Genomic DNA, 25,000 nt, shown 5'->3' on the forward strand with positions numbered 1-25,000 from the left:
GCTACTTGGTCGGCGGAGCGGCGATCTCGCCCGGCTGCGGGAACGCGATCTCCACCGGCTCGCCCCAGGCGGAGTAGGTGGTGGAGAGGCTGGGCTCCTCATCCGGCGCCGAGCCCATCGCCACCTTGCGCGGGAGGTTCTTCGCGTCCAACCAGACCGAGAGGTACGACGTGGACTCGTTGTTGTCGATCATCAGCTGCAACAGCTGCTTCAGCTTCTGGTCGCCGACGGAGTTCAACGACTTCCGGTGTTCGATCCGCAGCGTGTAGGTGTAGCCCTGCTGCCCGTCAACGGTCTCGGTGCCTTTGCGTGAGATCGACTCGGCGGATTTGATCAGCTCAAGCTGCTGGGCCGCGTCGGCCCCGATGCGCATCAGCGTGTCCAGGCCGGTGACCCCGATGCTCACCCACTTCTCGGCCTCCGAGGACTTGACGTACATGGCGTTGGGGCCGATCAGGAAGCTCGCCGTCTTGCCTTGCTCCTGGGCCGACCAGGAGATCTCCGACCCCTGGTCGGTCAGGCGGTACACACCGGTCATCGGGGCTTGCTCGCCCATGTCGAGCTGAAGCTTGGCGGTCTTCGCCTGTCTTACCGCGGCGTCCACGGCCCGGCCGACGTCGGTGGCGCTGATGTAAGGCTGGGTCTTGGTGGGCGTGGTGGTGGTCGTGCTCGGCGCGGGAGTGGCGGCGCCGCCACCGCAGCCCGCCACGGCGGCGGCGGTGAGCAGAGCAAGGGTTACGGCCGTAATGCGGCGCAAGGCAATTCCCCCCAGGGTTGGAAAACACGAACGCGGACAAATCCGCGCGTGACTCTAGACAATGCGCAGCGGCTTGTCTCGTCGTTTCGCCCTGTTGGCTCAGCTCTACTTCGGCGAGCACATTTGTGTGTATTCGCCTTTGTCGGAGATTGTTCCGCCAGGCCTGCCGCGAGCGCAGGCCTGGCGACCGTGCTCAGGCGTTGAGGCCCCAGTCGGCGTAGCTGACCACGGTCGACTGCTTCGGCTGTTCGGCAGGGGCGTCCGGGGTCGAGTTGATCTCGACCTTGCGCGGCAGATTGTTCTTGTCCACCCACAGCGAGGTGAAGAACTCCTTCTTGCCGCTGTCGATCAGCTTCTGCAGAACCGCCTTGGTGCCCGCGTCCTGTACCGCGTTGATCGATTTCTTGAGCACGAATTGCAGCGTGTAGACGTAGATTTGCTCGCCGCCCTGCGATTCGGTGTGCTGCTCCTTGATGGACTCGGCGGTGCGGAACAGCTCAAGCTGCTTGCCGATGTCCGCCGCCAGCCTGGCTTCCGGCGCCCCGCCGAGTTCGACCTCGGTGCCGCCTGCGACCAGGCGGATCCGGCCGGACTGCTTGCCCTGACCTGCCTGCTCGACATCGACCTTGGCGGTCTTCTCCTGCTTGACCGCGACCTCGACCGCGTTGGTCACGTCGGTGGCGCTGCGGTAGGGCTGATTCGTGGTGGGTGCGGAGGACGTGGAACCGACGCCACCGCAGGCGGCGAGAGCCACCGACAATGACGCGGCAAGCGTGACGGCCAGAATTCGGCGCACGACGAAAACCCCCAGGGTCGGGCGAATGAAAGACCTATTCGGAAACGACTGTAATCGGAAGCGGAACCGCTGTCTTCCGATTTTCTACCTGCACAAACAGGGGAACCGCCGTGATCTGCCCGTTATTCCCCGGAATCGTCGGCGCCCGCGCGGGAGAGCAGCAGCCTGCGCAGTGAGGTCAGCCTCCCCGGCGACGCTTCGCCACGGACGACGACGTCGTCGAGCACGCAGTCCGGATCGGCGGGCGGCCCGAGATGGCCGCAGTTCGAGGGGCACTCCTCGGCCGCGGCGTCGAAGTCGTCGAAGCCCGCCAGCAGATCACCCGGGGTGATGTGGGCCAGCCCGAAGGACCGCACGCCCGGCGTGTCCACCACCCAGCCGCCGTCGGGCAGCGGCAGCGCCACGGCCGAACTGGACGTGTGCTTGCCCTTGCCGACCGCGCTGACCGCGCCAACGGCCCGTTCCGCGTCCGGCACCAGCCGGTTGACCAGTGTTGACTTGCCGACACCCGAGTGGCCGATGAACGCCGACACGGTGTCGCGCAGCAACTCGCGCAGTTCCTCGGGCTCCTCGTCGAAGCGGGTCACCACGGTCGACAGCGAGAGATCGGCATAGGCGGCCACCAGTTCGTCGGGTTTGGCCAGGTCCGATTTGGTCAGGCACAGCACCGGTCGCAGCCCGCCCGCGATGGCCGCGACCACGCAGCGGTCGATGAACCCGGTGCGCGGCGGCGGATCGGCCAGCGCGGTGACGATCACCAGCAACTCGGCGTTCGCGACCACGATCCGCTCGTAGGGGTCGGTGTCGTCGGCGGTCCTGCGCAGCACGCTGCCGCGCTCGGCGACGCGCACGATCCTGGCCAGCGTGTCGGTCTTGCCGGAGACGTCGCCGACCAGGTCGACCATGTCGCCCACCACGATCGGGGTGCGGCCAAGCTCGCGGGCGCGCATCGCGACCACCCTGCGCTCGGGGTCGGAGTCCAGCGCGCAGGTCCACCGGCCGCGGTCCACCGCCGTGATCATGGCCGGGCTCGCGTCGGCGTGCTCGGGGCGCAGTTTGCTGCGGGGCCGGGTACCCCGACGCCCCGGCCTGACCCGGATGTCGGACTCGTCGAGGTTGCGCCAGCCCTGTCCGCTCACCCCGGAATCACGTCCTGCCACATGCCGGGGAAGTCCGGCAGCGTCTTGCTGGTGCAGCCGATGTCGTCCACCTCGATGCCCGGTACCACCAGGCCCAACACCGCGCCCGCGGTGGCCATCCGGTGGTCCGCGTAGGCCCGCCAACTCCCGCCGTGCAACGGCCGCGGCACGATCCGCAGCCCGTCCTCGGTCTCGGTGACGTCCCCGCCCAAGCCGTTGATCTCCGCGGCCAGCGCGGCCAGCCGGTCGGTCTCATGCCCGCGCAGATGCGCGATCCCGCGCAGCACGGACGGGCCGTCGGCCAGCGCGCACAGCGCCGCCACGGTCGGCGTCAACTCGCCGACCTTGTGCAGGTCGACGTCCACACCGGACAGTCCAGAGCCGCCCGTGACGGTGAGGCCGCGCTCGTCCAGCCGGACCGCGCAGCCCATCGTGGTGAGGATGCCGCGCATGGCATCTCCCGCCTGCGTGGTGCTCGACGGCCAGTCCGGCACGGTGACCTCGCCTCCGGTCGCCGCGGCCGCGGCCAGGAACACGGTGGCGTTGGACAGGTCCGGCTCGATCAGCCAGTCCCTGGCCCACAGCGGCCCGGGCTCGACGCGCCAGGCGTTCGGCTCGGAGGCGTCCACGGCCACGCCGTGGTGACGCAGCATCTCGATGGTCATCTCGATGTGCGGCAGCGAGGGCACCGGCTTGCCGACGTGCAGGATGGTGACGCCCTTGTCGTAGCGCGCACCGGAAAGCAGCAATCCTGAGACGAACTGCGAGGAGGCGGAGGCGTCGATGGTGACCGTCCCGCCGGGCAGGCCGCCGGTGCCGTGCAGAGTGAATGGCAACGCGGTGCCCGTCACCTCGGCGCCGAGGCCGCGCAGCGCGTCCAGCACGGTGGCCATCGGGCGCTGCCGGGCATAGGGGTCGCCGTCGAAGTCGACCTTGCCCATGGCCAGCGCCGCAGCGGGCGGCAGGAACCGCATGATCGTGCCCGCCAGCCCGCAGTTCACCGCGGCGGGCCCGCGCAGCGGCCGCGGAGTCACCCGCCAGTCGGTGCCGACATCGGTGATCTCGGTGCCCAGCGCACGCAGCGCCTCCGCCATCAGCAGGGTGTCGCGGCTGCGCAGCGGCACCCGCAGCGTCGAAGGGGCATCGGCCAGCGCGGCGAGCACCAGCGCCCGGTTGGTGATCGACTTCGATCCTGGTACCTGCACCGTCGCGCGCACGGGGCTGCCTGCGGTCGGTGCCGACCACGCTCCTGTCATGCCCCGATCATCCCGCAATAGGCCGCGAGTGAGCCATCTGGTGCTCACTGTCGGGGGTCCGTGCCACCATGGGTGGGTGTGCGGGCGATATTCGGCGACGAAGGACCCGGCGAAGCTCGCGGCGGAGTTCGACGCCGTGGACGCGACCGGGGACCATTCAGCACGGGTCGACCACAATGTGGCACCGACGAAACCGGTGCTCACCGTGGTGCAGCGGCACCCACGGGACGCCGAGGGCGTGCCCGACCCGGAGCGCACCGAGCGCAGCATCCGGGTCATGAAGTGGGGCCTGGTGCCCCGATGGGCGAAGGACCCCTCGGTGGGTTCCCGCATGATCAACGCCCGGGCCGAGACCGCGCGGGAGAAGCCCTCCTTCCGAAGCTCGATCCAGCACCACCGCTGCCTGATGCCCGCCGACGGCTGGTACGAGTGGCGGCGGGAGGGCAAGGAGAAGCAGCCCTTCTACATGACCCCGCTGGACGGCTCGAGCATCGCCATGGCGGCCATCTGGTCCACCTGGCGCGACCCCAAGGCCGCCGAGGACGACCCGCCGCTGGTGACCTGCGCGGTGCTCACCACCGAGGCGCTCGGCCCGCTGACCGAGATCCACGATCGGATGCCGCTGCTGCTGTCCGCGGCCCAGTGGGAACGCTGGCTGGACCCGGACGGCAAGGACGTCACCGATCTGCTCACCTCGGGCGTTGACGAGGCGCTGATCAGCGGCCTTGAGTTGCGCCCGGTGTCCAGCGCGGTGAACAACGTCCGCAACAACGGTCCACAGCTGATCGAGCGAATCGACCCCGATGCCGCCCCCGAAGGGCAACAGGCCCTCAACCTCGGGGCACTTTCGGCCGACGCTGAGAACGTATGACTCGTATCGAGGTGCCGACGCCACACGGCCTCGCAGGGGCCGAACTGCATGCCGCCGCGGACACCCGGGCGGCGCTGCTGCTTGGCCACGGCGCGGGTGGCGGCATCGCCGCCCCCGACCTGGTCGCCGCGACCAGGGCCGCCACCGCCGCTGGCGTGAGCGTGGCACTGGTCGAGCAGCCCTATCTGGTCGCGGGCCGCCGTGCCCCGGCTCCCGCGAAGCAGTTGGACACGGCGTGGCTGGCCGTCGCGGAGGAACTGGGCCGCACCTGGTTCGACGAACTGCCCATGGTCTTCGGCGGCCGGTCCTCCGGTGCCAGGGTGGCCTGCCGCACCGCCGAGGCCGGCCAGGCCTGCGCCGTCCTGTGCCTGGCGTTCCCGGTCCACCCGCCTGGCAAGCCCGATAAGAGCCGCCTGCCCGAACTCGACGGCGTCGACGTCCCCGTGCTGGTCGTCCAGGGTGAACGCGACCCCTTCGGCCTGCCCGAGCCTGCCCACCACCGCGAGGTCGTCCTGCTCCCCGGCGACCACAGCCTCAAAGCCGATATCGACACCCTCTACCGCGCCGTCGAGGAGTGGCTCGACCGCATCCTCCGTCCCCTCACCTGATTTCAGGGTGCGGCGATGGGGGCGACCGTGGCGTTGGTGGTGGTGATCAGGTCGACGGGCGAGAGCTCGATCTCCAGGCCTCGCCTGCCCGCGCTGCAATAGACCGTGGGGTGCTCGTGGATCGAGGAGTCGATCACGACGGGAAGGCGTTTGCGCTGGCCGATGGGGGAGATGCCGCCCGCGACGTAGCCGGTGGCGCGCTCGGCGTCGGCGATCTGCGCCATCTTGGCCCGCTTGCCGCCGACGGCCGCGGCCAGCGCCTTGAGGTCGAGTTGGCCCGCGACGGGGACCACACCAACCGTGAGCCTGCCGTCGACCTCGGCCACGAGCGTCTTGAACACCCGCGCCGGTTCGACGGACAGCGCCTCCGCCGCCTCCAAGCCGTAGGAGGAGTGATGCGGATCATGTTCGTAGGCGTGCACCGTGTGCTGGACCTTCTGCCTGCTCAACAGCGTTGTCGCCGGAGTGCCTTTCGCCGCCATGGCGCAGCAGCTTAGGACTGCCGGGAATGCCCGCGGGGGAGGGCGTGTTGTGCGGGACATGCCGAGCGAATTCGCGTGCCAGTTGCTGGAGCGGCCGGAGGACCGGACCGCCGTCGACCCCGCGCCGCAGCAGGGGCTGCGGACCGCGTCGAGTCGCGCCGGACGCGCCTCGCTCACCAGGTCGAATAATCAATTGAGCCGTGCCGTACCCAGCCGCGTATCCTCGGCCTCGACTCGTGCGGTGACCAGCCGAGTCGACCTGGGGGACACCCTCGCCCGCGGGCGGGGAGAAGGGAGCCGGGTGACTGGCAACCAGCACGGCGCGCACACCGAGAACGGCGATGACCGGACGGTGCGGTTCGAGCGGGAAGCGCTTCCCCTGCTCGACCAGCTGTACTCGGCCGCGCTCAGGATGACCCGCAACCCGGCCGATGCCGAGGACCTGGTCCAGGAGACCTACCTCAAGGCCTACGCCGCGTTCGCCTCGTTCACCCAGGGCACGAACATCAAGGCCTGGCTGTATCGCATCCTGACCAACACATACATCAACGGCTACCGCCGCAAGCAGCGGCAGCCGATCCAGCAGCCGACCGAGGAGATCACCGACTGGCAGCTGGCGCAGGCGGAGAACCACACCTCGGTAGGCTTGCGCTCGGCCGAGGTGGAGGCACTGGAGAAGCTGCCGGACAACGACGTCAAGCAGGCGTTGCAGCAGCTTCCCGAGGAGTTCCGGATGGCCGTCTACCTGGCCGATGTGGAAGGCTTCGCCTACAAGGAGATCGCCGAGATCATGGGGACACCCATCGGCACCGTGATGTCCCGGCTGCACCGCGGCCGCAAGCAACTGCGTGACCTGCTCACCGATGTCGCCCGCGACCGTGGTTTCCTGCGTTCCTCGACAGCGGAGGTGACCGGGTAGTGAGTTGCGGCGACCACCACGAGACGGACTGCTCGGAGGTGCTCGAAGAGGTGTGGCTCTTCCTGGACCACGAGTGCGACATGACGCGGCGCGAGACCTTGCAGCGGCATCTCGACGAGTGCAGCCCCTGCCTGTCCCAGTACGGCATCGAGGAGCACCTCAAGACGCTGCTGGCCCGCAAGTGCGGCGGGGACCACGCGCCGGACGACCTGAAGCAGCGGCTCCGCGCGACGATTCGGCAGACGGTGCTGGAGCAGCGCCAACTGGGCGAGCAGCCCAGCTGAACGAGCGAAAACGGCCCTGACGTTCTCGACGTCAGGGCCGTTTCACGTTTCTCGCCGGGACTCAGGCGTTGGGGCGCTTACCGTGGTTGGCGCCGCCCTTTTTCCTGTCCCGCCTCTTGCGTGCCCGCTTCGACACAAGCTTCTCCTCAACCGTTGACGAACCGGCCGGGTGCGAAACCGTCCCGGGCCGTCCTCCAGTCTGACATGCACGGACCGGACAGCTTTCAAGAGCCTGTTTTGGCAGGTTTGGCGAACCGGTGCCCGCCGGGGTTGTGATTGGATTGGTGTCACGACCGGGGCGCTCGGAAGCGGACAGAACCGATGACGCCACACGCCGGAGTCGTGTCGCGTCAAGGAGGACGTTGCGATGGCCGAGGAGATCCGTGCCGAGATGGTGGCGAACGTGTGGAAGGTGGTCGCCACCGACGGTGCAGCCGTTTCCGACGGCGATGAGCTGGTGATCCTCGAATCCATGAAGATGGAGATCCCGGTATACAGCGAGGCCGACGGCACCGTCACCCTCAAGGTCAAAGAAGGTGACGTAGTCCAAGAAGGCGACCTAATCGCTGTTATTTCTTAGTTTCCCGGCTTTGGTGGGGGTCGGGTGGCGGAACCTCAGAGGGCCGCTGGCTCCGGGATCCCCTCCTCATGACCACGCGGTCACCACGGTCGGGGCTGTCCTCGCCAGCGGCCCTCTGAGAACCCGCGGGTGGTTGCGTCTGTTGGGACAACAGCAACAGCGGCTTCGCCGCTAGAAGAGCGGCTGTGGGTTTGGCGCTTGTGAACACGCCTTGAGTGGTGGTCGGCGTCGGGTGGACGGTGCGTGGATGATGGATCCGTGTCCACACTGACCGAGTTGCTGGCCGAACACACCTCGCTGCCGGTGGCGGCGGTGGATCACCTTCAGCTGCTGGTTGCCGAATGGCAGCTGCTGTCCGACCTGGCTTTCGCGGACTTCACCATGTGGGTGCCCCAGGACGATGCCGAGGGCTCGGCTGGGCACTTCCTGTGCGTGGCGCAGGCCCGGCCGCAGACGGCGCCGACCGCGCACTCCTCGGATCTCGTCGGCTCCCAGCTGCGGGCCGATGAGCACCCGCAGCTGTGGCGGGCGCTGGAGGAGCGGCGGATCTGCCGCGAGGAGGATCCCCGCTGGCAGCTTGGGGTGCCGGTGCGGCGGGAGACCATCCCGGTGCGGCTCGGCTCGGATCTGGTGGCCGTGCTGAGCAAGGACACCAACCTCGCGGTGCCCAGGGTGCCAAGTCCGCTGGAGATCTCCTACCTCGGCAGTGCCGCCGACCTGTGCCAGATGATCTGCGACGGCACCTTCCCCGTTCCGGAGCCCACCCCCGGCATCCACACCAGCCCGCGCGTCGGCGACGGCCTGTTGCGGCTGGATGCCACCGGCGCGGTGGTCTTCGCCAGCCCCAACGCCCTGTCGGCCTACCACCGCATGGGCCACTCCTCGGATCTGGTCGGCGTCCAGCTTGGGCCGCTGACCCGCTCGCTGATCTCCGACCCCTTCGATGCCAGCGAGCTTTCCCAGCGGTTCAAGACGGCACTGGACGGCCAGCCCAGCATGCGCATCGAGGTGGAGGCCCGCGGCGCCGCGGTGTTGTTCCGCGCGCTGCCGCTGCGTCCCCGCGGCAAGCCCGCAGGCGCGCTGGTGCTGGTGCGCGATGTGACCGAGGTGCGGCGCCGGGACCGGGCGCTGATGTCCAAGGACGCCACCATCCGCGAGATCCACCACCGCGTGAAGAACAACCTGCAAACCGTGGCCGCGCTGCTGCGGTTGCAGGGCCGCCGCACCAACAGCGTCGAGGCCAGGCACGTGCTGGACGAGTCGGTCCGCAGGGTCACCTCCATCGCGTTGGTGCACGAGACGCTGGCGGGGGCGGTGGACGAGCGGGTCGACCTGGATGAGGTGGTGGACCGCGTGCTGCCCATGATGGGCGATGTGGCGGCCCCGGAGACCCAGGTGAAGGTGCGCCGCGAGGGCAGGCTCGGGGTCGTCGTCGCCGAGATGGCCACCCCGCTGGTCATGGTGTTCACCGAGCTGGTGCAGAACGCCCTGGAGCACGGCTACGCCCCCGGCCAGTCCGGCGAGGTGGTGTTGCGCTCGCAGCGCTCACCGAAGTGGCTGGACGTGGTGATCGCCGACGACGGGATCGGACTGCCGTCGGGCTTCTCCCTGGAGCGCACCGACCGGCTGGGCCTGCAAATCGTGCGGACCCTGGTCGACTCGGAGCTTCGCGGCTCGCTGAGCCTGCGCCGCCGCGAGGACGGCGAGGGCACCGAGGCCGTCCTGCGCGTGCCCCTGCTCCGCCGCTGACCAACTCTCGTGAGTGCTTTGTTGGGTCTCGCGAAACAAAGCACTCACGAGCAGTTGTGTGTCCTTGCGGGGAATGTGGCGGGCTGCCTTTGATGAATGTGGCAGCCGCCGGAAATGCTGATCTTCGAACGGCGAACGGGGCTTCGGCGTAACTGATCGATAACGGCCGTTCGGCTACCCTCCGGTGTCACTCGGCTGGACACACCCGTTCGGCGGTATGCAAATCCCCGCCTGATCAGCAAGGGATAGCGGGCAGGGCTGGAAAAGTTGAAGGGGCCCGGCCACCGTTTTCGGTGCCGGGCCCCTTCGGGTCTCGCGGAAAGCGCCGTGTCAGGCGCCGCTCCGGGCCCGCGTGCGCGCGTTGCGACGCTTGAGCGCACGACGCTCGTCCTCGCTCATGCCACCCCATACGCCAGCATCCTGACCGGTATCAAGAGCCCAGGTCAGACAGTCGGAGATGACGGGGCAGCGACGGCAGACGGTCTTCGCCTCGGCGATCTGCAGGAGCGCCGGACCGCTGTTCCCTACGGGGAAGAACAGCTCGGGGTCCTCGTCTCGGCAGGCCGCGCGGTGGCGCCAGTCCATTTCTCTGCTCCTCGCTAGGCACGTGGTTTCGGGGCACGCGCCAAGTAGTAGTTCGGGCTGCTGGGTGCTTGTGAATGCTTTCACGAACGACGACAAAGTCAAGGGTTCATCGCCAACCCGGTGAGAGAACTCACCCGAATGATCGATAGAAATTTTGTAACAGATTCGCTGCGTTACTGCACGCTGAACGACGGGCAGCAGAGCCGCTGCCGGACGGTCACGGTCGGGTCACACCGCTACGCGAAGTGCTCGGGGAACCGACCGGAACTCCACCTCGGAGCGTTCTCCCAGGTAGTCGCCGTCCACCTGGACGCGCATCGGCCGCTCACTGCGAACCCGGATCCACTCGACGTCGTCCCGGCGCAGAACATTCCGCCCGCTGGGGTTGGCCTTGCGCCTGGTCCGCAGGATCTGAGCGAGCTGGGCCACCACGGTCGCCAGCGCGACGCTGCGGAACGCGGTCACCCCGAGCCCGTTGTCGAAGCTGCTGCCCGGGTTCATGTGCAGCGGACGGGGACCGAGGTAGGTCCAGGGGTCGGTGTTGGACACGCACGCCAGATGCAGGCCGGGCACGGGCGGCTCGCCGGGCAGCTCGACGGTCAGCCGTGGATGCGAGTGCTCCAGCCGGAAGTACGACCACAGCGCCATCCGCAGATACAGCGCGGGCGTCGCCTGCTTGCCGCGGCGACGGTCCACCCTGGCAACCACATCGGCGTCCCAGCCGATACCGGCGTTGAAGGTGAACCAGCGCCCGTCGGCGGTGCCCAGTCCCACGGTGCGGCTGCGCCCGTTCTCGATTGCCTGCAACAGTCGGTGAGTGGCCTCGACGGGGTCCAGCGGCAGCCCCAGCGCCCTGGCGAAGACGTTGGCCGAACCGCCGGGCACCACGCCCAGCATCGGCGTCGAGGTGCGCCCTTCGCAGTTGAGCATGCCGTTGACGACCTCGTTGGCGGTGCCGTCCCCGCCGTGTGCCACCACCAGGTCGACCCCGTCCAGCGCGGCTTGCGCCGCGGCGTCCGCGGCGTGCCCGCGGTACTCGGTCTCGACGACGTCGAGCTTGACGTTGCTGGCGAGCGCGTGAGCCAAGACGTCCCGACCCGCGACGGTGGTCGACGTCGCCTGCGGATTCACCACCAGGAGGGCGCGCACGCCTGGCAGCGTAAGCCGGCTATGCCTTTTCGACGCCATCCCGGCCATCGCCATAGGCGCTCCGCGTGGTGCACCTCACCTCCGCAGCGGTCGCTAAGCTCCCCGCCGTGTCCACGGTTGCCCCGCGCCCGGTCCGTTTCGCAGGTCTGCTCGTCGCCCTCCAGGGGCTGGCGGGCCTGATCTTCGTCGGCGCCCTGCTCTACCGCGCGCTCACCGGCGCCCAGCGCCCCTCCGACGTGCTCGGCGAGGCCGCGTACTACACGCTGATCGGCGCGGGCGTGCTGGCGGTCGGCATCGGCCTGCTCCGCGGCAGGCGGTGGGCCCGCACCCCCGCCGTCGTGGTGCAGCTACTGCTGCTCGGGGTCGCCTGGTACGCCTTCGGCCCGTCCTCCCGCCCCGAGTACGGCTTTCCGCTGGCGCTGCTCAGCGTGGGCGTGGTCGTGCTGCTGTTCGTGCCGCGGAGCCGGGAGTGGGCCTGGGACCCGGACAGCGCCGAGCCGTCCTGACTCAGGGCGAGTCAGCGACCTGTAGACCGTCCACTCCCGTCCGCAGGCTTGGTCGAGCCGTCCTGGCTCAGGCCCCGAGTTCGGCCAGTTCCTCATCCGCCAGGCGGTAGACCGTCCACTCGTCCATCGGCTTGGCGCCCAGCGACTTGTAGAAATTGATCGACGGCGTGTTCCAGTTCAGCACCCACCACTCGAACCGCCCGTAGTCCTTCTCGACCGCCTCCTGCGCCAACGCCTTCAGCAGCGCCTGGCCGAGGCCCGTGCCGCGGTGCTGCGGGCTGACGTAGAGGTCCTCCAGCCAGATGCCGTGCCTCCCACGCCAGGTGGAGAAGTTCAGGAACCACAACGCGAATCCGGCGATCCGGCCGTCCAGCTCCGCGACATGGCCGAACAACTTGGGGTTCTCCCCGAATAACGCGGCGCGGAGCTGTTCGGAGGTCAGCTCGCACTCGTCCGCCGCCCGCTCGTACTCGGCAAGTTCGTGCACCAGCCGCACCACGTCGTCCACATCGGACTCGACAATGCGCCGGACCGCGTTGTCCCGCACCTGGCCTCCCAGCTCCTTGGTCAGAGCACAGGGTAAGACGGCAGGTTCGCGTGCCTGATGCTCGGTGCCTCCCGCTCGAAGCCGAGGGCGCTCAGGCTGCCCGCGTTCAGTTCGAAATGGACACCCGAGGTCGCGGGGAGCCCGATCCAACGGGCCATCAGCACCCGGCTGAAGTGCCCGTGTCCGACCAGCACCACATCGCCTTCGGCAAGCAGTGCGGTGGCCTCGGCGAGCAGCGTGTCGGCCCTGGCCGTGACCTGTTCGGCGGTCTCGCCGCCGGGGGTGGGGTGCGTCCACACCGTCCAGCCGGGCACCGTCTCGCGGATCTGCGGGGTGGTGATGCCCTCGTAGCTGCCGTAGTCCCACTCGGACAGCTCGGGGCGGATGGCGGTGATGTCCAGACCGGCCAGTTCGGCGGTGCGCCACGCCCGTTCGCGCGGGCTGGTCCACACCGCGGCGAACGGCTCGTCGCCCCGCACCCTGGCCAGCAGCGTCCGCACGGCCTTGGCCTGCTGTTCGCCGTCCGGGGTGAGCGGGATGTCGCTGTGGCTGGTGTGCCTGCCGGTGGCCGACCACGCGGTCTCGCCGTGCCGCAGCAGGTACACGGCGCGCTGGGAGCTCACGCGCTCAGCCTACGTGCTGCGAGGCGGGCGGGCCCGACATCCGTCGGACCCGCCCGCCATCGACTCACAGCCCTCAGGCGGCCTGCTTGGTCTCCCAGAAGATCTTGTCGATCTGGGCGATCAGGTCGAGCAGCTCCTGACCCGACTTCGGGTCGCTGGAGCCCTTCACACCGGCCGCGCCCGCGGCCTTGGTGGCCTTGTTGAACAGCTCGTGCAGCTCGGGGTACTTCTCGAAGTGCGGCGGCTTGAAGTAGTCGGTCCACAGCACCCACAGGTGGTGCTTCACGAGGTCCGCGCGCTGCTCCTTGATCTCGATGGCGCGCTGGCGGAACTCGGGGTCCTCATTGGTCTGGTACTTCTCTTGAATGGCCTTGACCGACTCGGCCTCGATCCTGGCCTGTGCGGGGTCGTACACACCGCACGGGAGGTCGCAGTGCGCGGTGGCCTCCAGGCGGGTGCCGAGGATGCGCGACAACAGTCGCATCGTTCCTCCCAGTAGTTCCCTGACAGTGAATGCTCCGACGCACGCGACCCTACTCGTCGGGCTCCGGCCTGCCAGTTGGAGGTGATCCACTGCGCAGCGGGAATATTTTGGGCACGTACGGCAATCACGCCCGGGGAGGTGTGCGGGTGGACTGGCCACTACGCAGGGTTCGGGTCCGTGGTCCATCCATGTCCCCCACCCTGTCTGACGGCGACCTCGTCCTGGCGGTCTTCGGCCGCGAACCCCGCGCGGGTGAGGTCGTGCTCGTCCGCTGGCCCGCTCGGGACGCCCAACTCTCCATCAAGCGCGCGATCGCCGCCGCGGAAGGCGGCTGGCTGGTCCGCGGCGACAACCCCTTCGCCCCCGCCGACGCCTACCAGCACACCCCGGCCAGGGTGGTCGCGGTCGTCCCCCTGCGCCTCTGGCCCCGCCCGGGCCGTGTCCGGTCCCGGACTTAGGCCTGGAGTTTGTCGTACCAGGCGAGGCAGTCGTCGTAGTGCGGGAGCAGGCCTGCCCGCTCGGCCTCGGCGAGGGTGGGGGCGATGCGGTCCTTGTCGGAGATGATCGGCTCGACGCCCGCGAGGTGCTCCGCCCAGGGCAGGCCCAGCGCCTCGTCCAGCGGGCTGATGCCGTGCTCGCCGGTGGGGTTGTAGCCCTCGCTGCACAGGTAGGCCATGGCCGTGTCGTCCTCGAGCGCCAGGAAGGCGTGGCCGAGGCCCTCGGCCAGGAACGCCGCCCGGTACTCCACCGCGTCCAGCCGGACGGCGTCCCAGTGGCCGAAGGTGGGCGATCCCACCCGGATGTCCACGATCACGTCCAGCAGTGCGCCGCGGGGGCAGTACACGTACTTGGCCTGCCCCGGCGGGACGTCGGCGAAGTGCACACCGCGGATGGTGCCGCGGCGGGACACGCTGTGGTTGGCCTGCCCCAGCCGAAGGGGGCGGCCCACCGCCTCACGGAAGGCCGTCTCCTGGAACGGCGCGACAAACAGGCCGCGGTCGTCGGGGAAAACACGCGGCAGAAATTCGAGGGCACCGGGGATGGAGAGTTCGCGGACCTGCACGGCGTCAGGGTAATTCCCGGCCCTATCGCGCCCACCATGCGGGCCGGTTGGCCGAATGGGATTTCGCGGCTGTCGTGACAGGGGCTTTGAGCAGGTGTTGAGCGTGGGTAGATAGGTTCACGATCGACTTCTGCGATTGTGATCCCTGCCGCAGACAGACTGCGATCGGGCTGACACACTGGGCGGACCGCAGCGTCCGCTCGGTGCGACGCCCGACAACGAGGTGAACGCACCAGCGGGCCGCAGACGCCCTGCCGCTGTCGGCTGACCAGCCGGACGCGGGCGCCTCGCCCGGGCCGGTGCCTGAGCACCGGCAAGTACTCCGAGACGAGGAGGGACGCCGTGACGATCGTGAACGACAGCGCGGACGTTCGAAGTAGCGAACTCACCGATGATGAGATCTTCAGCGGGCACGAGGGTGGCAAGCTCGGCATCCACGTAACCGCCCCGCTGAACGACCAGCGCGCGCTGTCGATCGCGTACACGCCGGGTGTAGCGCGGGTCAGCCGCGCCATCGCGGGCGATGCGGCTCTTGCTGAGCGGTACACCTGGACCAGCAGGCTGGTGGCCGTGGTCAGCGACGGCACCGCCGTCCTCGGCCTCGGCGACATCGGCCCCCGCGCCTCGCTGCCCGTGATGGAGGGCAAGGCCGCGCTGTTCAAGACCTTCGCCGAGTTGGACTCGATCCCGCTGGTGCTGGACACCACCGATGTCGACGAGATCGTCGAGACGCTGGTCCGGCTGCGGCCCTCGTTCGGCGCGGTGAACCTGGAGGACATCTCCGCCCCGCGTTGCTTCGAGCTCGAGGCCAAGGTGATCGAGGCGCTGGACTGCCCGGTCATGCACGACGACCAGCACGGCACGGCCATCGTGGTGCTCGCCGCGCTGCGCGGTGCCTGCGAGGTGCTGCGCAGGGACACCGCCGAGCTCAAGGTCGTGATCAGCGGGGCCGGTGCGGCAGGTGTGGCCTGCGCCAAGATCCTGCTGGCGGCGGGCATCGAGGACATCACCGTTCTCGACTCGCGCGGCATCATCCACGCGGGCCGGGACAACCTGAACCCGATCAAGCAGGAGTTGGCCGCCGCGACCAACCCGCGCGGCCTCACCGGCGGACCGGCCGACGCGCTCAAGGGCGCCGACGTGTTCATCGGCGTCTCCGCGGGCACCGTGCCCGAGGAACTGGTGGCCTCGATGGCCGAGGGCGGCATCGTGTTCGCGCTGTCCAACCCGGACCCGGAGATCCACCCGGAGACCGCCGCCCGGCACGCGGCGATCGTGGCCACCGGCCGCAGCGACTTCCCGAATCAGATCAACAACGTGCTTGCGTTCCCCGGGGTGTTCCGCGGGGCGCTGGACGCGGGAGCCCGTCGGATCACCGAGAACATGAAGCTGGCCGCCGCCGAGGCGATCCTCGACGTGGCCCGTGACCAGCTCGCCGTCGACCGCATCGTGCCCAGCCCGCTGGACCCGAGGGTCGCCCCCGCGGTCAGCGCCGCGGTGGCCGCCGCGGCCCGCAGGGACGGCGTCGCCTGATTTTCTCCTGAAGAGACCGCTCCGCCGATCACCGGGTGGAGCGGTCTCTTTACGTGTCCACCCCGTGAGTAAGGTGCCACCCCTTCAGGTTCCCGCCGTGTGGGTTAACCCGTTCGGTGGAATCTGCCAGACTAATGCCACTGGGTGAAACGAAACATTTGGCTGCTCAACGGCGTTGTCATGTGAGGAAAGTATTTCTCCGTTTCGCGGGCACTTGGGTCATAGACCACAAAGCCGGTACCGTCACTCAATCGGTCGAGCAGCGGGTCGGGACGGCGTCCAGGCTGTTTCTGCCGCTGAGCTAGGGCAGAAAGCTCACGTCTCCCTGCTGCCCGAGCCGAGTCAGGCGGGGAGGATGGAACCGTGACCGAGCACTCCGATCGAGCCGGGCGCACGCCCGAGGTGCTCGACGATGTGCTGAGCGTGCTGCGGGCACGCGAGAAGGCGGCCGCGGTCCACTCGGCAGGAAAAGGCGATCGGGTGCGGGTGGCACGCAGGAAGACCGACGATCCGCTCACGGGATCGAGAACCGAGGACCCACTGGCGGGGTCGAGCATCGACACCGAAGACCCGCTCGCGGGGTCGAGCATCGACACCGAAGACCCGCTCGCGGGGTCGAGCATCGACACCGAAGACCCGCTCGCGGGGTCGAGCATCGGCACCGAAGACCCGCCCGCGAGGCCAAGCATCACTTCCGAAGACCCCATCGCGGGGTCGAGCATGAACACCGAGAACCCGCTCGCGGTGGCCGAGGTGAGTCCGCCGCCGTCCGCCGTGTCCCTGCCCGACGCGCCCGCCGTGCGCTGCACGGCCGATGACCTGATCGTCGAGGTCAACGACGAACTTCTCGCGCTGACGGGCGTGGCAGCAGCCGCCGACCTCATCGACCGCCCGCTCTCGGACCTGGTGACCGAATCAGACGGTCACACCCGGTTGCTGCGGGTGGGCGCCGACCCCACGCCGGTGCGGCTGGCGGGCTGGCCGGTGCCCGGTGGCGATCAGCGCATCGTGTTGTTCATCGACGTCTCGGACCTGGTCGCGGCCTCGGAGGCACTCCTGCACGAGCGCAGGCGCCGCGAAGAGGTCGAGGAGGTCGCGCTGCTCGGGCCGTTCGAGTGGGACGGCACCAACGGGGCCACCTACTGGACGCCCATGCACTTCCGGATCCTCGGCTACGAGCCAGGCAGCGTCGAGCCCGGCGTCGACGCGGCGCTCAAGGTCTTCCACCCGGAGGACCGCGAGGGCGTGGCCAGGCTGTGGCGGGATTCGATCAAGGACCCGGACGCCAACACGATCGAATTGCGCACCAGGGTCGTGCACCCCGACGGTCAGGTGCACTGGATCACCGGCAAGGCCAACGTGATCCGCGACGAGACCGGCTGGGTCACCAGGATCACCGGCTACGCCCGCGACATCACCGAGCAGCACCGGGTGGAGACCGCGCTGGCCGAGGAGAAGGCCAGGCTGGCCGAGGCCCAGCGGCTGGCCAAGATCGGCAGCTGGAGCTACGACGCGGTGGAGCACCGCATTCACCGCAGTGAAGCCATGGAGAGCCTCTACGCGGAGTACGGGATCGCCCCCGGCGACGACCTGCTCGCGGGCGTGCACCCCGACGACCGAGCCGAGCTCAAGGAACTCCAGCGGAAGATCGCGAAGGCCAAGGACGGCGAGACGTTCGAGTTCGAGGCCCGCGGTGAGCGCAGCGGCCGGATCTTCGTCTGCCGGGCGCAGGCGTCCCGCGATGCCAAGGGCAGGCTGGTGCGGGTCCAGGGCACGGTGCAGGACGTGACCGAGCAGCGCACGCTGGAGAACCAGCTTCGCGAGGAGCGGCGCAGGCTGGAGGACGCGCAGCGGGTCGCCAAGCTGGGCACCTGGGAGTGGGATCCGCACACCGGCCGTTCGGTCTGGTCGGAGATGCTGTGCGATATCTACGGCATGTCCTCGGAGATGCCCACCACCTACGGCACCTACCTGGAGCTGGTGCATCCCGACGACCGGGTGTGGGTGGACGAGGTCTGGCAGCAGTTCGCCATCGACAAGGTGCCGGTGGACTGCGAGCACCGGGTGATCCGCCCGGACGGCACCCAGCGCGTCGTGCGCTGCCACGGCGAGGTCATCTGCAACGAGCAGGGCCGCAAGATCCTGGTCGGCAGCGCCCAGGACGTCACCGAGCAGCGCGCCGCCGAACGCCGCATGGAGCGGTCGTCGCAGCGCTTCTCCGACCTGGTCAACGTCACGCCGGTGGGCATCGGCATCTTCGACCACGCCGAGCGGCTGGTCGAGGCCAACGACGCGCTGTGCGAGCTGCTGGGCTTTGACGTGGAGCAGCTTCGCGGCATGACGTCGGAGGAGCTGACGCACCCGGACAACGCCACCGAGAGCATGCGCGCCGCGGGCCACATCATGGCCGCGGGCGACAAGAGCTATAAGATCCCGCAGCGCATCCTGCGCCGGGCGGACGGCGAGCCGATCTACTGCGAGCTGCACATCGCGATCTCGGTGCAGGACGACGGCAGGCGCTTCTGGCTGGTGGTGTTCCAGGACATCACCGAGCGGCGCCGGGCCGCGGAGGCGCTGCGGCACCAGGTCACCCACGACGACCTGACGGGCCTGCCCAACCGCGCCGCGGTCAAGGAGATGCTGCTCGAGCTGCTCAACGGCCCGGACGCGCACAAGGTCGCGGTGCTGTTCTGCGATATCGACAACTTCAAACGCGTCAACGACTCCCTCGGCCACGACGCGGGCGACGAGCTGCTGGTCGCGCTGGCGCGGCGGTTGGAGGGCGGTCTGCCCTCGGGCTGCACCGCGGCGCGGCTGTCCGGCGACGAGTACGTGATCATCTGCGCCGATATCGAGGCGGCGGGCGGCGTGGACGCGTTGGCCACCAAGGTCTCCACCCTGCTGCGCACCGCGGTGCCCGTGCACGGCCAGCTGGTGCGGGTGTCCGCCTCGATCGGCGCCGCCGTACCCAACGGCAGCCAGGCCGCGGGCGAGGACCTGCTGCGCTTCGCCGACGCCGCGATGTTCGAGGCCAAGCGCCGCGGCGCGGGCCGGGTGGCGCTGGCCAGCGCCGCTCTGATGGCCTCCGCCGACCGGCAGGTGCACCTGGAGGGCCAGCTCCGGGACGCGCTGGCCCGCGACGGCCTCACCCTGCACTTCCAGCCCGTGGTGGCCTCCGACGGCACGGTGACCACCGCCGAGGCGCTGGTCCGCTGGCCGCATCCGGACCGCGGCCTGCTCGCGCCGGATGTGTTCCTGCCGGTGGCCGAACAGGGCGACCTGCTGCGTGAACTGGACCGCTGGGTGCTGCGCACCGCGCTGCGTGAGGCCGCGATGTGGCCGGTCCCGAACGGCCGACCGGTGGCCGTCGCGGTCAACCTCGCAGGCCTGGTGCCTGGCGACCCGGACTTCGTGGACGCGGTGACCGCCGCGGTGGCCGAGAGTGGCATCGCCTGGGACCGCGTGGTGCTGGAACTGGTGGAGACCAGCCTGGTCGACCTGCCATCGCGGACCCGCCACGCCATGGGTCAGCTGGTGGACCGCGGCGTGCGGTTCGCGGTGGACGACTTCGGCACCGGCTACTCCTCGCTGGCCCGGCTGAAGGACCTGCCAGCCCAGATCGTCAAGGTGGACCGCCGTTTCGTCTCCGGTGTCGGCAACGACCCGTCCGACTTCGCGGTGGCCCGCGCCGTGGTCGACATGGCCAGGGCCATGGGCCGCAGCTGCGTCGCCGAGGGCGTGGAGACCGCCACCCAGTTCCACGTCCTGCGCGGTGTCGGCGTTGACGCCTATCAGGGCTGGCTGTTCTCCCGCGCACTGCCGCTGCGCGACTTCCGGGCGCTGCTCGAACGCGGCCCGCTGGGCGTACCGCGGGCGGGTTGAGCGGCACCCCATCGGAACAACAGCAAAAACGGGCAATTGTCGGGTCGGTTGGCTAGGGTCTTGGTCAACGACGACTGGCAGGGGGCGCCGTTGATCGAGTTCCGGTCGGTGACCAAGCGCTTCGACGACGGCACGGTGGCCGTCGACGACCTGAGCCTCACGGTGGAGGCGGGCACCATCACGGTGTTCGTCGGCCCCTCCGGCTGCGGCAAGACGACCTCGCTGCGAATGATCAACCGCATGATCGACCCCTCCGAGGGTTCGATCCTGCTGGACGGCCGGGATGTCACCGCGCAGCCACCCGCCGCGCTGCGCCGCGGGATCGGGTACGTAATCCAGCAGGCGGGGCTCTTCCCGCACCGGACCGTGCTCGAGAACGTGGCCACCGTGCCGCTGCTGCTGGGCTGGGGCAAGCGCAAGGCCCACACCAGGGCCGGTGAGCTGCTCGAACTGGTGGGGCTGCCGCCGGGGCTCGGCGACCGGTACCCGGCGCAGCTGTCCGGCGGGCAGCAGCAGCGCGTCGGCGTCGCCCGCGCGCTGGCCGCCGACCCGCCGGTACTGCTGATGGATGAGCCGTTCAGCGCCGTGGACCCCGTTGTGCGGGACAGCCTTCAGGACGAGTTGCTCCGGCTTCAGTCCGAACTGGACAAGACGATCGTGTTCGTCACGCACGACATCGACGAGGCCGTGCGCATCGGCGAGAAGGTCGCGGTGTTCCGTACCGGCGGCCGACTCGCCCAGTACGCGGCTCCCGCCGAACTGCTGGCCAGTCCCGCGGACGACTTCGTGGCGGGCTTCGTCGGCAAGGACCGCGGCTACCGCGCACTGTCCTTCGTGGAGGCCGACGGCCTGCCGATCGGACAGGTGTCGACGGTGCGGCTGGACACCGGGGACGTGGACGGCCCGGACGATGGCTGGGTGCTGGTGCTTGACGAGGAGCGGCGGCCCGGCGGCTGGCTGCCACCGGGGTCCATTGCGGACGGTGAAGTGACGGTGGAGAGGCTGGTCGCGGGCGGCTCGCTCTACCAGCGGGGCACCGCGCTGCGGGGCGCCATGGACGCCGCGTTGTCCTCGCCGTCCGAGCAGGGCGTGGTGGTCGACGAGGACGGGCGCTACGCGGGCGTGGTCACCGCCGAGGACGTGCTCCGCCGCATCGGCGCGGTCAAGGCCGCCACATGAACTGGGTCGCCGACCACCTCGACCAGGTGCTCCGGCTGACCGGGATCCACCTGGTCCTGGCGCTGGTCCCGGTTGTGCTGGGACTGCTGATCTCGGTGCCGCTCGGCTGGCTGGCCAGCCGACTGCGCACACTCGGCATGCTCATCGTCACCCTGGCGGGGGTGCTGTACACGATTCCCTCGCTCGCGTTGTTCGTCGTGGTGCCGCTGGTGATCGGCACCAAGATCATCGACCCGCTGAACGTGATCGTGCCGCTGACGATCTACACCGTCGCGCTGCTGGTCCGCTCGGTCAACGACGCCCTGCGCGCCGTTCCGGAACAGCTTCTCGCGGTGGCCACCGCCATGGGCTACCGCCCGCTGCGCCGGTTCGCCGCGGTGGAACTGCCGCTGGCGGTGCCGGTGCTCATCGCCGGACTGCGGGTTGCCGCGGTATCCAACACCAGCCTCGCCAGCGTCGGCGCGCTGATCGGCATCGAGGGGCTGGGCAGCCTGCTCACCGAGGGCTTCCAGCGCTCCAACTTCGCCGAGATCGTCACCGGCGTGGTGTTGATCGTGCTGCTCGCGCTGGCCGTCGACGGGCTGCTGCTGCTCATCGGCAGGCTGCTCACCCCGTGGAGCCGCGCGGGTCGCCAACCGTCGGGAGCCGCCGCATGAGCGTCGTCGACCAGGTGATCGCGTGGTTCGCCGACCCGGTGCACTGGACGGGGCCCGCGGGCGTGCCGGTGCGGCTGGTCGAGCACCTCACCTACACCGGCCTCGCCGTCGGGCTGGCGGCGCTGATCGCGATCCCGCTGGGCGCCTTCATCGGCCACACCGGCCGCGGCGGCTTCCTCGCGGTGGGCCTGGCCAACGGGCTGCGGGCGCTGCCCGAACTCGGCCTGCTGATCATCCTGGTGCTGCTGATGGGCATCGGGCTGCTGCCCGTGACGCTGGCGCTGGTGGTGTTGGCCATCCCGCCGCTGCTGGCGGGCACCTACGCCGGTATCCGCAACGTGGACCGCACCGTGGTGGACGCCGCCCGCGGCATGGGCATGCCGGAGCGCAAGATCCTCGGCAGGGTGGAGTTCCCGATCGCGCTGCCGCTGATCCTCGGCGGGCTGCGCTCGGCCACGCTCCAGGTCATCGCCACCGCCACCATCGCGGCCTACGTCTCGCTCGGCGGGCTCGGCCGGTTCGTCATCGACGGACTCGCGGTCCGGGACTACCCGCAGACCGCGGCGGGCGCGCTGCTGATCGCCGGGTTGGCCGTCCTGGTCGAGTTGGTGCTGGTCGGCATCCAGTGGCTGCTCGTCTCACCCGGCCTGCGCCCGGGCGCACGCCGCAGGCGCGTCCGCGCCACCGCTGCCGAGCCGGAAGCTCACACCACCTGAGGGAGAAGTGACATGAAGCGCATCCTGGCCGCGCTCACCGGGGCCATGCTCCTGCTGTCCGGCTGCGGCGGGTCCTCCGATCCGCTCTCCGACGGCGACAAGGCGCCCGCGCCGGGCGACACCATCGTGGTCGGCTCGGACAACTTCTCGGAGAGCCAGCTACTCGCCGAGATCTACGCCCAGGCGCTGGCCGCCAAGGGCGTCAAGGTCGACAAGAAGATGAACCTGGGCAGCCGCGAGGCCCGGTTCCCCGGCCTGCGGGACGGCTCGATCGACCTGGTGCCCGAGTACACCGGCGTGCTGCTGCGCTATCTCAACAAGGACGCCACCGAGAAGGGCGAAGAAGAGGTCTACGAGGCGCTGGAGAAGGCGCTGCCCGAGGGCCTCACCGTGCTGGACAAGTCGCCTGCCCAGGACAAGGACGCCGTGGTGGTGACCAAGGAGACGGTGCAGAAGTACAACCTGAAGTCCATCGCCGACCTCGCCGAGCACTGCGGTGAGCTGACCTTCGGCGGCGCGCCGGAGTTCCAGCAGCGCCCGGACGGCATCCCCGGCCTGAAGAACGTCTACGGCTGCACCTTCAAGGACTACAAGGCGTTGCAGCCCGGCGCGATCACGGTGACCGCGCTCAAGGACGGCACGGTGCAGGCCGCGGACATCTTCACCACCGACGCCGCGATCGGCGCCAACGGCTTCGTCGTGCTCGAGGACCCGAAGGACAACTTCGCGGCGCAGAACGTGGTGCCGCTGGCCAACGCCAAGAAGGTCACCGACCAGGTCCGGACGGTGCTCAACGGCATCTCCGCCAAGCTCACCACGGACATTCTGCTCGAACTGAACGCCAAGCTGAACGCACCGTCCAAGCCGGACACCGCGGCGGTGGCCAAGGACTGGTTGGCGTCCCAGGGGTTGCTGTGATTCGGTAAAGGCTCACCGTCGCGGAAAGGGCCGCAGTTGAGCCGTCGCATCGCCGTGCTGGCAGCCGTCGTGCTGGTGCTCATCGGCGCCTGCGCCCGGCCCGGCGGGAAGCAGGGCGCTGAGCCCGGCGGCCCGGTGATCGTCGGCTCCGCGGACACCGTCCAGGACCACCTGCTGGCCGAGATCTACGCCGGGGCGCTGCGCAGCACCGGCGTGCTCGTCCACCTGCGACCCCGGCTCGGCGACGACGGGGCGGTGCTGCGCGCCTTGCAGGAGGGCTCGGCCACGGTGGCGCCCGCGCACGGCTCGGCCCTACCCCAGCCGCTGCCCGGCGGAGTGTCCACCAGGGACGCCGCCCCCGCCGAGGACGGCGAGGTGCTGGTGGTGACCGAGGAGACCGCCAAGCGCCTCAAGCTGGATTCGCTGAACGACCTGGGCACCGCCTGCAAGACGCTGATCCTCGGCGCCTCCGAGGACTGGCGCAAACGCTGGGCATCCGGCCTGGAGAAGACCTACAAGTGCGCGTTCAGGGAAAGCCGCGATATCGGCGACCTCGGCTTCGCCCAGGCGCTGACCTCCGGCCAGGCCCAGGTCGCGGTGGGCAGCGGCATCGCCGCCTCGGTCACCCCGGGCTTGACCGTCCTCTCCGACCCCCGAGACCTGCTGCCCACCTCGAAGATCCTGCCCCTGGTGAAGAACGACCTCCTCAGCCAGGAGGCCACCACCGCCCTGGACCGCGCCTCCAAAGGCCTGACCACCAAGGCCCTCGGCGACCTCCTCCGCCGCATTGAGGTCGACAAGGAGAACATCGGCGCCGTCGCCCGCGATTACCTCAAACAGCAGGGCCTCCTCCCGGCCTGACCCGCCATAATTAGTGTCCAAATTCGCGGATAACGCCGTCATGATTCGGATTCAGGACACTAATTCCGGGAATCGGGCTGGTGGCCGCCGAGGCGGGTGGTGAGTTCGCGGGCGGTGCGGTGGATGTCGGTCGCCAGGTCGGGCCAGGTCTGGGCGCATTCGGCTTCCGCGCAGAGGTGGCGGAACGTGACGCTGATGGAGGCCACCGGTCGGCCGCCGTGGTCGAACACCGGCACGGCCACGGAGGCGAAGTCCGCAGTGACGTGGCCGTCCTCCACCGCCCAGCCTCGGCGGCGCTCGCTTGCGACCAGCCTGCGCAGCGCGGGCAGATCGGCGGGGCCGCGGTCGGTGCGGCGCACGAAGCTGTTGCGGTCCGGGAACAGCGCCCGGACCTGCGCCGCGGGCAGGTGCGCGAGCATCGCCCGGCCGGAGGCGGTGAGTTGCGCGGGCAGCCGCACCCCGACGTCGGTGACCAGCGTCTGCGGCGCCTTGGGCTGCTCCTTGACGACGTAGAGCAACTCGGCGCCGTGCAGCACACCCAGGTGCGCGGTGTGGCCGACCCGGTCCACCAGCCTGCGCAGCAGCGGCCTGGCCAGCCGTTCCAGCGGGTCCTGCCGGAGGTAGGCGGTGCCAAGCTCGAAGGCGGCCACCGCCAGCCCGTACCGCCGCTCCTCGGGCAGGTGCGTGACGAAACCGGCGGCGGTGAGCTCCGCGAGCAGGTGGTAGGTGGTGGACCGCGGCAGCGCCAACTCGCGGGCGAGTGTCGCCGCGGACACCGGCCCCGCCTTGCTCGCCAGCAGCCGCAGCAGCGCCAACCCGCGGCGCAGCGCGGGCACGTCCGAGCTGCTTCCCACGTC

28 protein-coding genes are annotated in these 25,000 nt (G+C 69.7%); 15 read left to right on the forward strand and 13 right to left on the reverse strand.

The window, feature by feature from the left end:
- Position 1 precedes the first annotated feature (1 nt).
- From ACU6XJ_RS14870 to aroA, 4 genes are all read right to left on the reverse strand, one after another.
- Complete coding sequence (locus tag ACU6XJ_RS14870) at positions 2-757, reverse strand: SCO4651 family lipoprotein (protein ID WP_476311249.1); 756 nt, start codon at positions 755-757, stop codon at positions 2-4.
- A gap of 193 nt (positions 758-950) precedes the next feature.
- On the reverse strand, positions 951-1,553 hold the full coding sequence (locus tag ACU6XJ_RS14875) for a hypothetical protein (RefSeq protein ID WP_476311252.1): 603 nt from the start codon (positions 1,551-1,553) through the stop codon (positions 951-953).
- A gap of 122 nt (positions 1,554-1,675) precedes the next feature.
- On the reverse strand, positions 1,676-2,692 hold the full coding sequence (gene rsgA, locus ACU6XJ_RS14880) for a ribosome small subunit-dependent GTPase A (RefSeq protein WP_476311255.1): 1,017 nt from the start codon (positions 2,690-2,692) through the stop codon (positions 1,676-1,678).
- Positions 2,689-3,948, reverse strand: a complete 1,260-nt coding sequence (gene aroA / locus ACU6XJ_RS14885) for a 3-phosphoshikimate 1-carboxyvinyltransferase (RefSeq protein WP_476311257.1) — start codon at positions 3,946-3,948, stop codon at positions 2,689-2,691. Before aroA ends, rsgA begins: the two co-directional genes overlap by 4 nt.
- 76 nt (positions 3,949-4,024) lie before the next feature.
- Here aroA and ACU6XJ_RS14890 point away from each other — a divergent pair, with 76 nt between their 5' ends.
- Both ACU6XJ_RS14890 and ACU6XJ_RS14895 read left to right on the forward strand, forming a co-directional pair.
- Positions 4,025-4,819: an SOS response-associated peptidase gene (locus tag ACU6XJ_RS14890; protein WP_476311260.1), complete on the forward strand. Its 795-nt coding sequence runs from the start codon at positions 4,025-4,027 to the stop codon at positions 4,817-4,819.
- On the forward strand, positions 4,816-5,427 hold the full coding sequence (locus ACU6XJ_RS14895) for an alpha/beta hydrolase family protein (protein ID WP_476311263.1): 612 nt from the start codon (positions 4,816-4,818) through the stop codon (positions 5,425-5,427). The genes ACU6XJ_RS14890 and ACU6XJ_RS14895 overlap by 4 nt, the downstream gene beginning before the upstream one ends.
- A gap of 2 nt (positions 5,428-5,429) precedes the next feature.
- On the opposite strand, the gene ybaK is transcribed toward ACU6XJ_RS14895, so the two are convergent.
- Positions 5,430-5,909 (reverse strand): Cys-tRNA(Pro) deacylase, encoded by a 480-nt coding sequence (ybaK, locus tag ACU6XJ_RS14900; RefSeq protein WP_476311265.1) that lies wholly within the window; start codon positions 5,907-5,909, stop codon positions 5,430-5,432.
- Between the two features lie 301 nt (positions 5,910-6,210).
- On the opposite strand from ybaK, the gene ACU6XJ_RS14905 reads away from it, so the two are divergent.
- Together ACU6XJ_RS14905 and rsrA are read left to right on the forward strand one after the other, a co-directional pair.
- Positions 6,211-6,828 (forward strand): sigma-70 family RNA polymerase sigma factor, encoded by a 618-nt coding sequence (locus tag ACU6XJ_RS14905; protein ID WP_476311267.1) that lies wholly within the window; start codon positions 6,211-6,213, stop codon positions 6,826-6,828.
- Positions 6,828-7,112, forward strand: coding sequence for a mycothiol system anti-sigma-R factor (rsrA, locus tag ACU6XJ_RS14910; RefSeq protein WP_476311270.1), 285 nt, complete (start codon positions 6,828-6,830; stop codon positions 7,110-7,112). Before ACU6XJ_RS14905 ends, rsrA begins: the two co-directional genes overlap by 1 nt.
- A gap of 61 nt (positions 7,113-7,173) precedes the next feature.
- On the opposite strand, the gene ACU6XJ_RS14915 is transcribed toward rsrA, so the two are convergent.
- Positions 7,174-7,248 carry a 50S ribosomal protein bL37 gene (locus ACU6XJ_RS14915; protein ID WP_096498094.1) on the reverse strand — a complete coding sequence of 25 codons (75 nt, stop codon included), beginning with the start codon at positions 7,246-7,248 and terminating at the stop codon, positions 7,174-7,176.
- Positions 7,249-7,479: 231 nt separating this feature from the next.
- Between ACU6XJ_RS14915 and ACU6XJ_RS14920 the strand changes: the two genes are divergently transcribed.
- Positions 7,480-7,692, forward strand: coding sequence for a biotin/lipoyl-binding carrier protein (locus ACU6XJ_RS14920; protein WP_476311272.1), 213 nt, complete (start codon positions 7,480-7,482; stop codon positions 7,690-7,692).
- 258 nt (positions 7,693-7,950) lie between these two features.
- The gene (locus ACU6XJ_RS14925; RefSeq protein WP_476311275.1) at positions 7,951-9,441 is read left to right on the forward strand and encodes a sensor histidine kinase; all 1,491 of its coding nucleotides are present in this window, start codon (positions 7,951-7,953) and stop codon (positions 9,439-9,441) included.
- A 330-nt stretch (positions 9,442-9,771) separates the two neighbouring features.
- Here ACU6XJ_RS14925 and ACU6XJ_RS14930 read toward each other — a convergent pair whose 3' ends face one another.
- Together ACU6XJ_RS14930 and ACU6XJ_RS14935 are read right to left on the reverse strand one after the other, a co-directional pair.
- Positions 9,772-10,026 carry a WhiB family transcriptional regulator gene (locus ACU6XJ_RS14930; protein WP_476311278.1) on the reverse strand — a complete coding sequence of 85 codons (255 nt, stop codon included), beginning with the start codon at positions 10,024-10,026 and terminating at the stop codon, positions 9,772-9,774.
- 228 nt (positions 10,027-10,254) lie between these two features.
- A complete protein-coding gene (locus ACU6XJ_RS14935; RefSeq protein ID WP_476311281.1) occupies positions 10,255-11,175 on the reverse strand; it encodes a diacylglycerol/lipid kinase family protein in 921 nt (306 codons plus the stop codon).
- A 107-nt stretch (positions 11,176-11,282) separates the two neighbouring features.
- Here ACU6XJ_RS14935 and ACU6XJ_RS14940 point away from each other — a divergent pair, with 107 nt between their 5' ends.
- On the forward strand, positions 11,283-11,681 hold the full coding sequence (locus tag ACU6XJ_RS14940; RefSeq protein ID WP_476311284.1) for a hypothetical protein: 399 nt from the start codon (positions 11,283-11,285) through the stop codon (positions 11,679-11,681).
- A gap of 67 nt (positions 11,682-11,748) precedes the next feature.
- On the opposite strand, the gene ACU6XJ_RS14945 is transcribed toward ACU6XJ_RS14940, so the two are convergent.
- From ACU6XJ_RS14945 to sodN, 3 genes are all read right to left on the reverse strand, one after another.
- The gene (locus tag ACU6XJ_RS14945; RefSeq protein ID WP_476311287.1) at positions 11,749-12,228 is read right to left on the reverse strand and encodes an N-acetyltransferase family protein; all 480 of its coding nucleotides are present in this window, start codon (positions 12,226-12,228) and stop codon (positions 11,749-11,751) included.
- Positions 12,229-12,248: 20 nt separating this feature from the next.
- Positions 12,249-12,851, reverse strand: a complete 603-nt coding sequence (locus ACU6XJ_RS14950; RefSeq protein ID WP_476311290.1) for a histidine phosphatase family protein — start codon at positions 12,849-12,851, stop codon at positions 12,249-12,251.
- A gap of 73 nt (positions 12,852-12,924) precedes the next feature.
- Positions 12,925-13,335, reverse strand: a complete 411-nt coding sequence (gene sodN, locus ACU6XJ_RS14955; protein ID WP_476311292.1) for a superoxide dismutase, Ni — start codon at positions 13,333-13,335, stop codon at positions 12,925-12,927.
- A 146-nt stretch (positions 13,336-13,481) separates the two neighbouring features.
- Between sodN and ACU6XJ_RS14960 the strand changes: the two genes are divergently transcribed.
- Complete coding sequence (locus ACU6XJ_RS14960; RefSeq protein ID WP_476311295.1) at positions 13,482-13,793, forward strand: S24/S26 family peptidase; 312 nt, start codon at positions 13,482-13,484, stop codon at positions 13,791-13,793.
- Here the strand turns inward: ACU6XJ_RS14960 and ACU6XJ_RS14965 are convergent.
- Positions 13,790-14,398 carry a dTDP-4-dehydrorhamnose 3,5-epimerase family protein gene (locus ACU6XJ_RS14965; RefSeq protein WP_476311298.1) on the reverse strand — a complete coding sequence of 203 codons (609 nt, stop codon included), beginning with the start codon at positions 14,396-14,398 and terminating at the stop codon, positions 13,790-13,792. The two genes, ACU6XJ_RS14960 and ACU6XJ_RS14965, sit on opposite strands and share 4 nt — an antisense overlap.
- 342 nt (positions 14,399-14,740) lie before the next feature.
- Between ACU6XJ_RS14965 and ACU6XJ_RS14970 the strand changes: the two genes are divergently transcribed.
- From ACU6XJ_RS14970 to ACU6XJ_RS15000, 7 genes are all read left to right on the forward strand, one after another.
- Entirely contained in the window at positions 14,741-15,931 is a 1,191-nt protein-coding gene (locus ACU6XJ_RS14970) for an NAD(P)-dependent malic enzyme (protein WP_476311301.1), read from the forward strand.
- Positions 15,932-16,651: 720 nt separating this feature from the next.
- Positions 16,652-19,813: an EAL domain-containing protein gene (locus tag ACU6XJ_RS14975; protein ID WP_476314023.1), complete on the forward strand. Its 3,162-nt coding sequence runs from the start codon at positions 16,652-16,654 to the stop codon at positions 19,811-19,813.
- Positions 19,814-19,903: 90 nt separating this feature from the next.
- A complete protein-coding gene (locus ACU6XJ_RS14980) occupies positions 19,904-20,992 on the forward strand; it encodes an ABC transporter ATP-binding protein (RefSeq protein ID WP_476314025.1) in 1,089 nt (362 codons plus the stop codon).
- Positions 20,989-21,648 carry an ABC transporter permease gene (locus ACU6XJ_RS14985; protein WP_476311304.1) on the forward strand — a complete coding sequence of 220 codons (660 nt, stop codon included), beginning with the start codon at positions 20,989-20,991 and terminating at the stop codon, positions 21,646-21,648. Before ACU6XJ_RS14980 ends, ACU6XJ_RS14985 begins: the two co-directional genes overlap by 4 nt.
- The gene (locus tag ACU6XJ_RS14990) at positions 21,645-22,364 is read left to right on the forward strand and encodes an ABC transporter permease (RefSeq protein ID WP_476311307.1); all 720 of its coding nucleotides are present in this window, start codon (positions 21,645-21,647) and stop codon (positions 22,362-22,364) included. The genes ACU6XJ_RS14985 and ACU6XJ_RS14990 overlap by 4 nt, the downstream gene beginning before the upstream one ends.
- Before the next feature lie 12 nt (positions 22,365-22,376).
- Complete coding sequence (locus ACU6XJ_RS14995) at positions 22,377-23,282, forward strand: ABC transporter substrate-binding protein (protein ID WP_476311310.1); 906 nt, start codon at positions 22,377-22,379, stop codon at positions 23,280-23,282.
- A gap of 36 nt (positions 23,283-23,318) precedes the next feature.
- A complete protein-coding gene (locus ACU6XJ_RS15000; RefSeq protein ID WP_476311312.1) occupies positions 23,319-24,143 on the forward strand; it encodes a glycine betaine ABC transporter substrate-binding protein in 825 nt (274 codons plus the stop codon).
- 59 nt (positions 24,144-24,202) lie between these two features.
- On the opposite strand, the gene ACU6XJ_RS15005 is transcribed toward ACU6XJ_RS15000, so the two are convergent.
- Positions 24,203-24,997: an IclR family transcriptional regulator gene (locus ACU6XJ_RS15005; protein ID WP_476311315.1), complete on the reverse strand. Its 795-nt coding sequence runs from the start codon at positions 24,995-24,997 to the stop codon at positions 24,203-24,205.
- Positions 24,998-25,000 lie beyond the last annotated feature (3 nt).

The sequence above is a fragment of the Actinorectispora metalli genome, assembly GCF_056323685.1.

Coding starts and splice junctions, on each gene's coding strand:
- aroA (WP_476311257.1), bottom strand. CDS start 3,948: ATGACAGGAGCGTGGTCGGCACCGACCGCAGGCAGCCCCGTGCGCGCG.
- ACU6XJ_RS14985 (WP_476311304.1), top strand. CDS start 20,989: ATGAACTGGGTCGCCGACCACCTCGACCAGGTGCTCCGGCTGACCGGG.
- ACU6XJ_RS14975 (WP_476314023.1), top strand. CDS start 16,652: ATGAACACCGAGAACCCGCTCGCGGTGGCCGAGGTGAGTCCGCCGCCG.
- sodN (WP_476311292.1), bottom strand. CDS start 13,335: ATGCGACTGTTGTCGCGCATCCTCGGCACCCGCCTGGAGGCCACCGCG.
- ACU6XJ_RS14990 (WP_476311307.1), top strand. CDS start 21,645: ATGAGCGTCGTCGACCAGGTGATCGCGTGGTTCGCCGACCCGGTGCAC.
- ACU6XJ_RS14920 (WP_476311272.1), top strand. CDS start 7,480: ATGGCCGAGGAGATCCGTGCCGAGATGGTGGCGAACGTGTGGAAGGTG.
- ACU6XJ_RS14995 (WP_476311310.1), top strand. CDS start 22,377: ATGAAGCGCATCCTGGCCGCGCTCACCGGGGCCATGCTCCTGCTGTCC.
- ACU6XJ_RS14930 (WP_476311278.1), bottom strand. CDS start 10,026: ATGGACTGGCGCCACCGCGCGGCCTGCCGAGACGAGGACCCCGAGCTG.
- ybaK (WP_476311265.1), bottom strand. CDS start 5,909: ATGGCGGCGAAAGGCACTCCGGCGACAACGCTGTTGAGCAGGCAGAAG.
- ACU6XJ_RS14895 (WP_476311263.1), top strand. CDS start 4,816: ATGACTCGTATCGAGGTGCCGACGCCACACGGCCTCGCAGGGGCCGAA.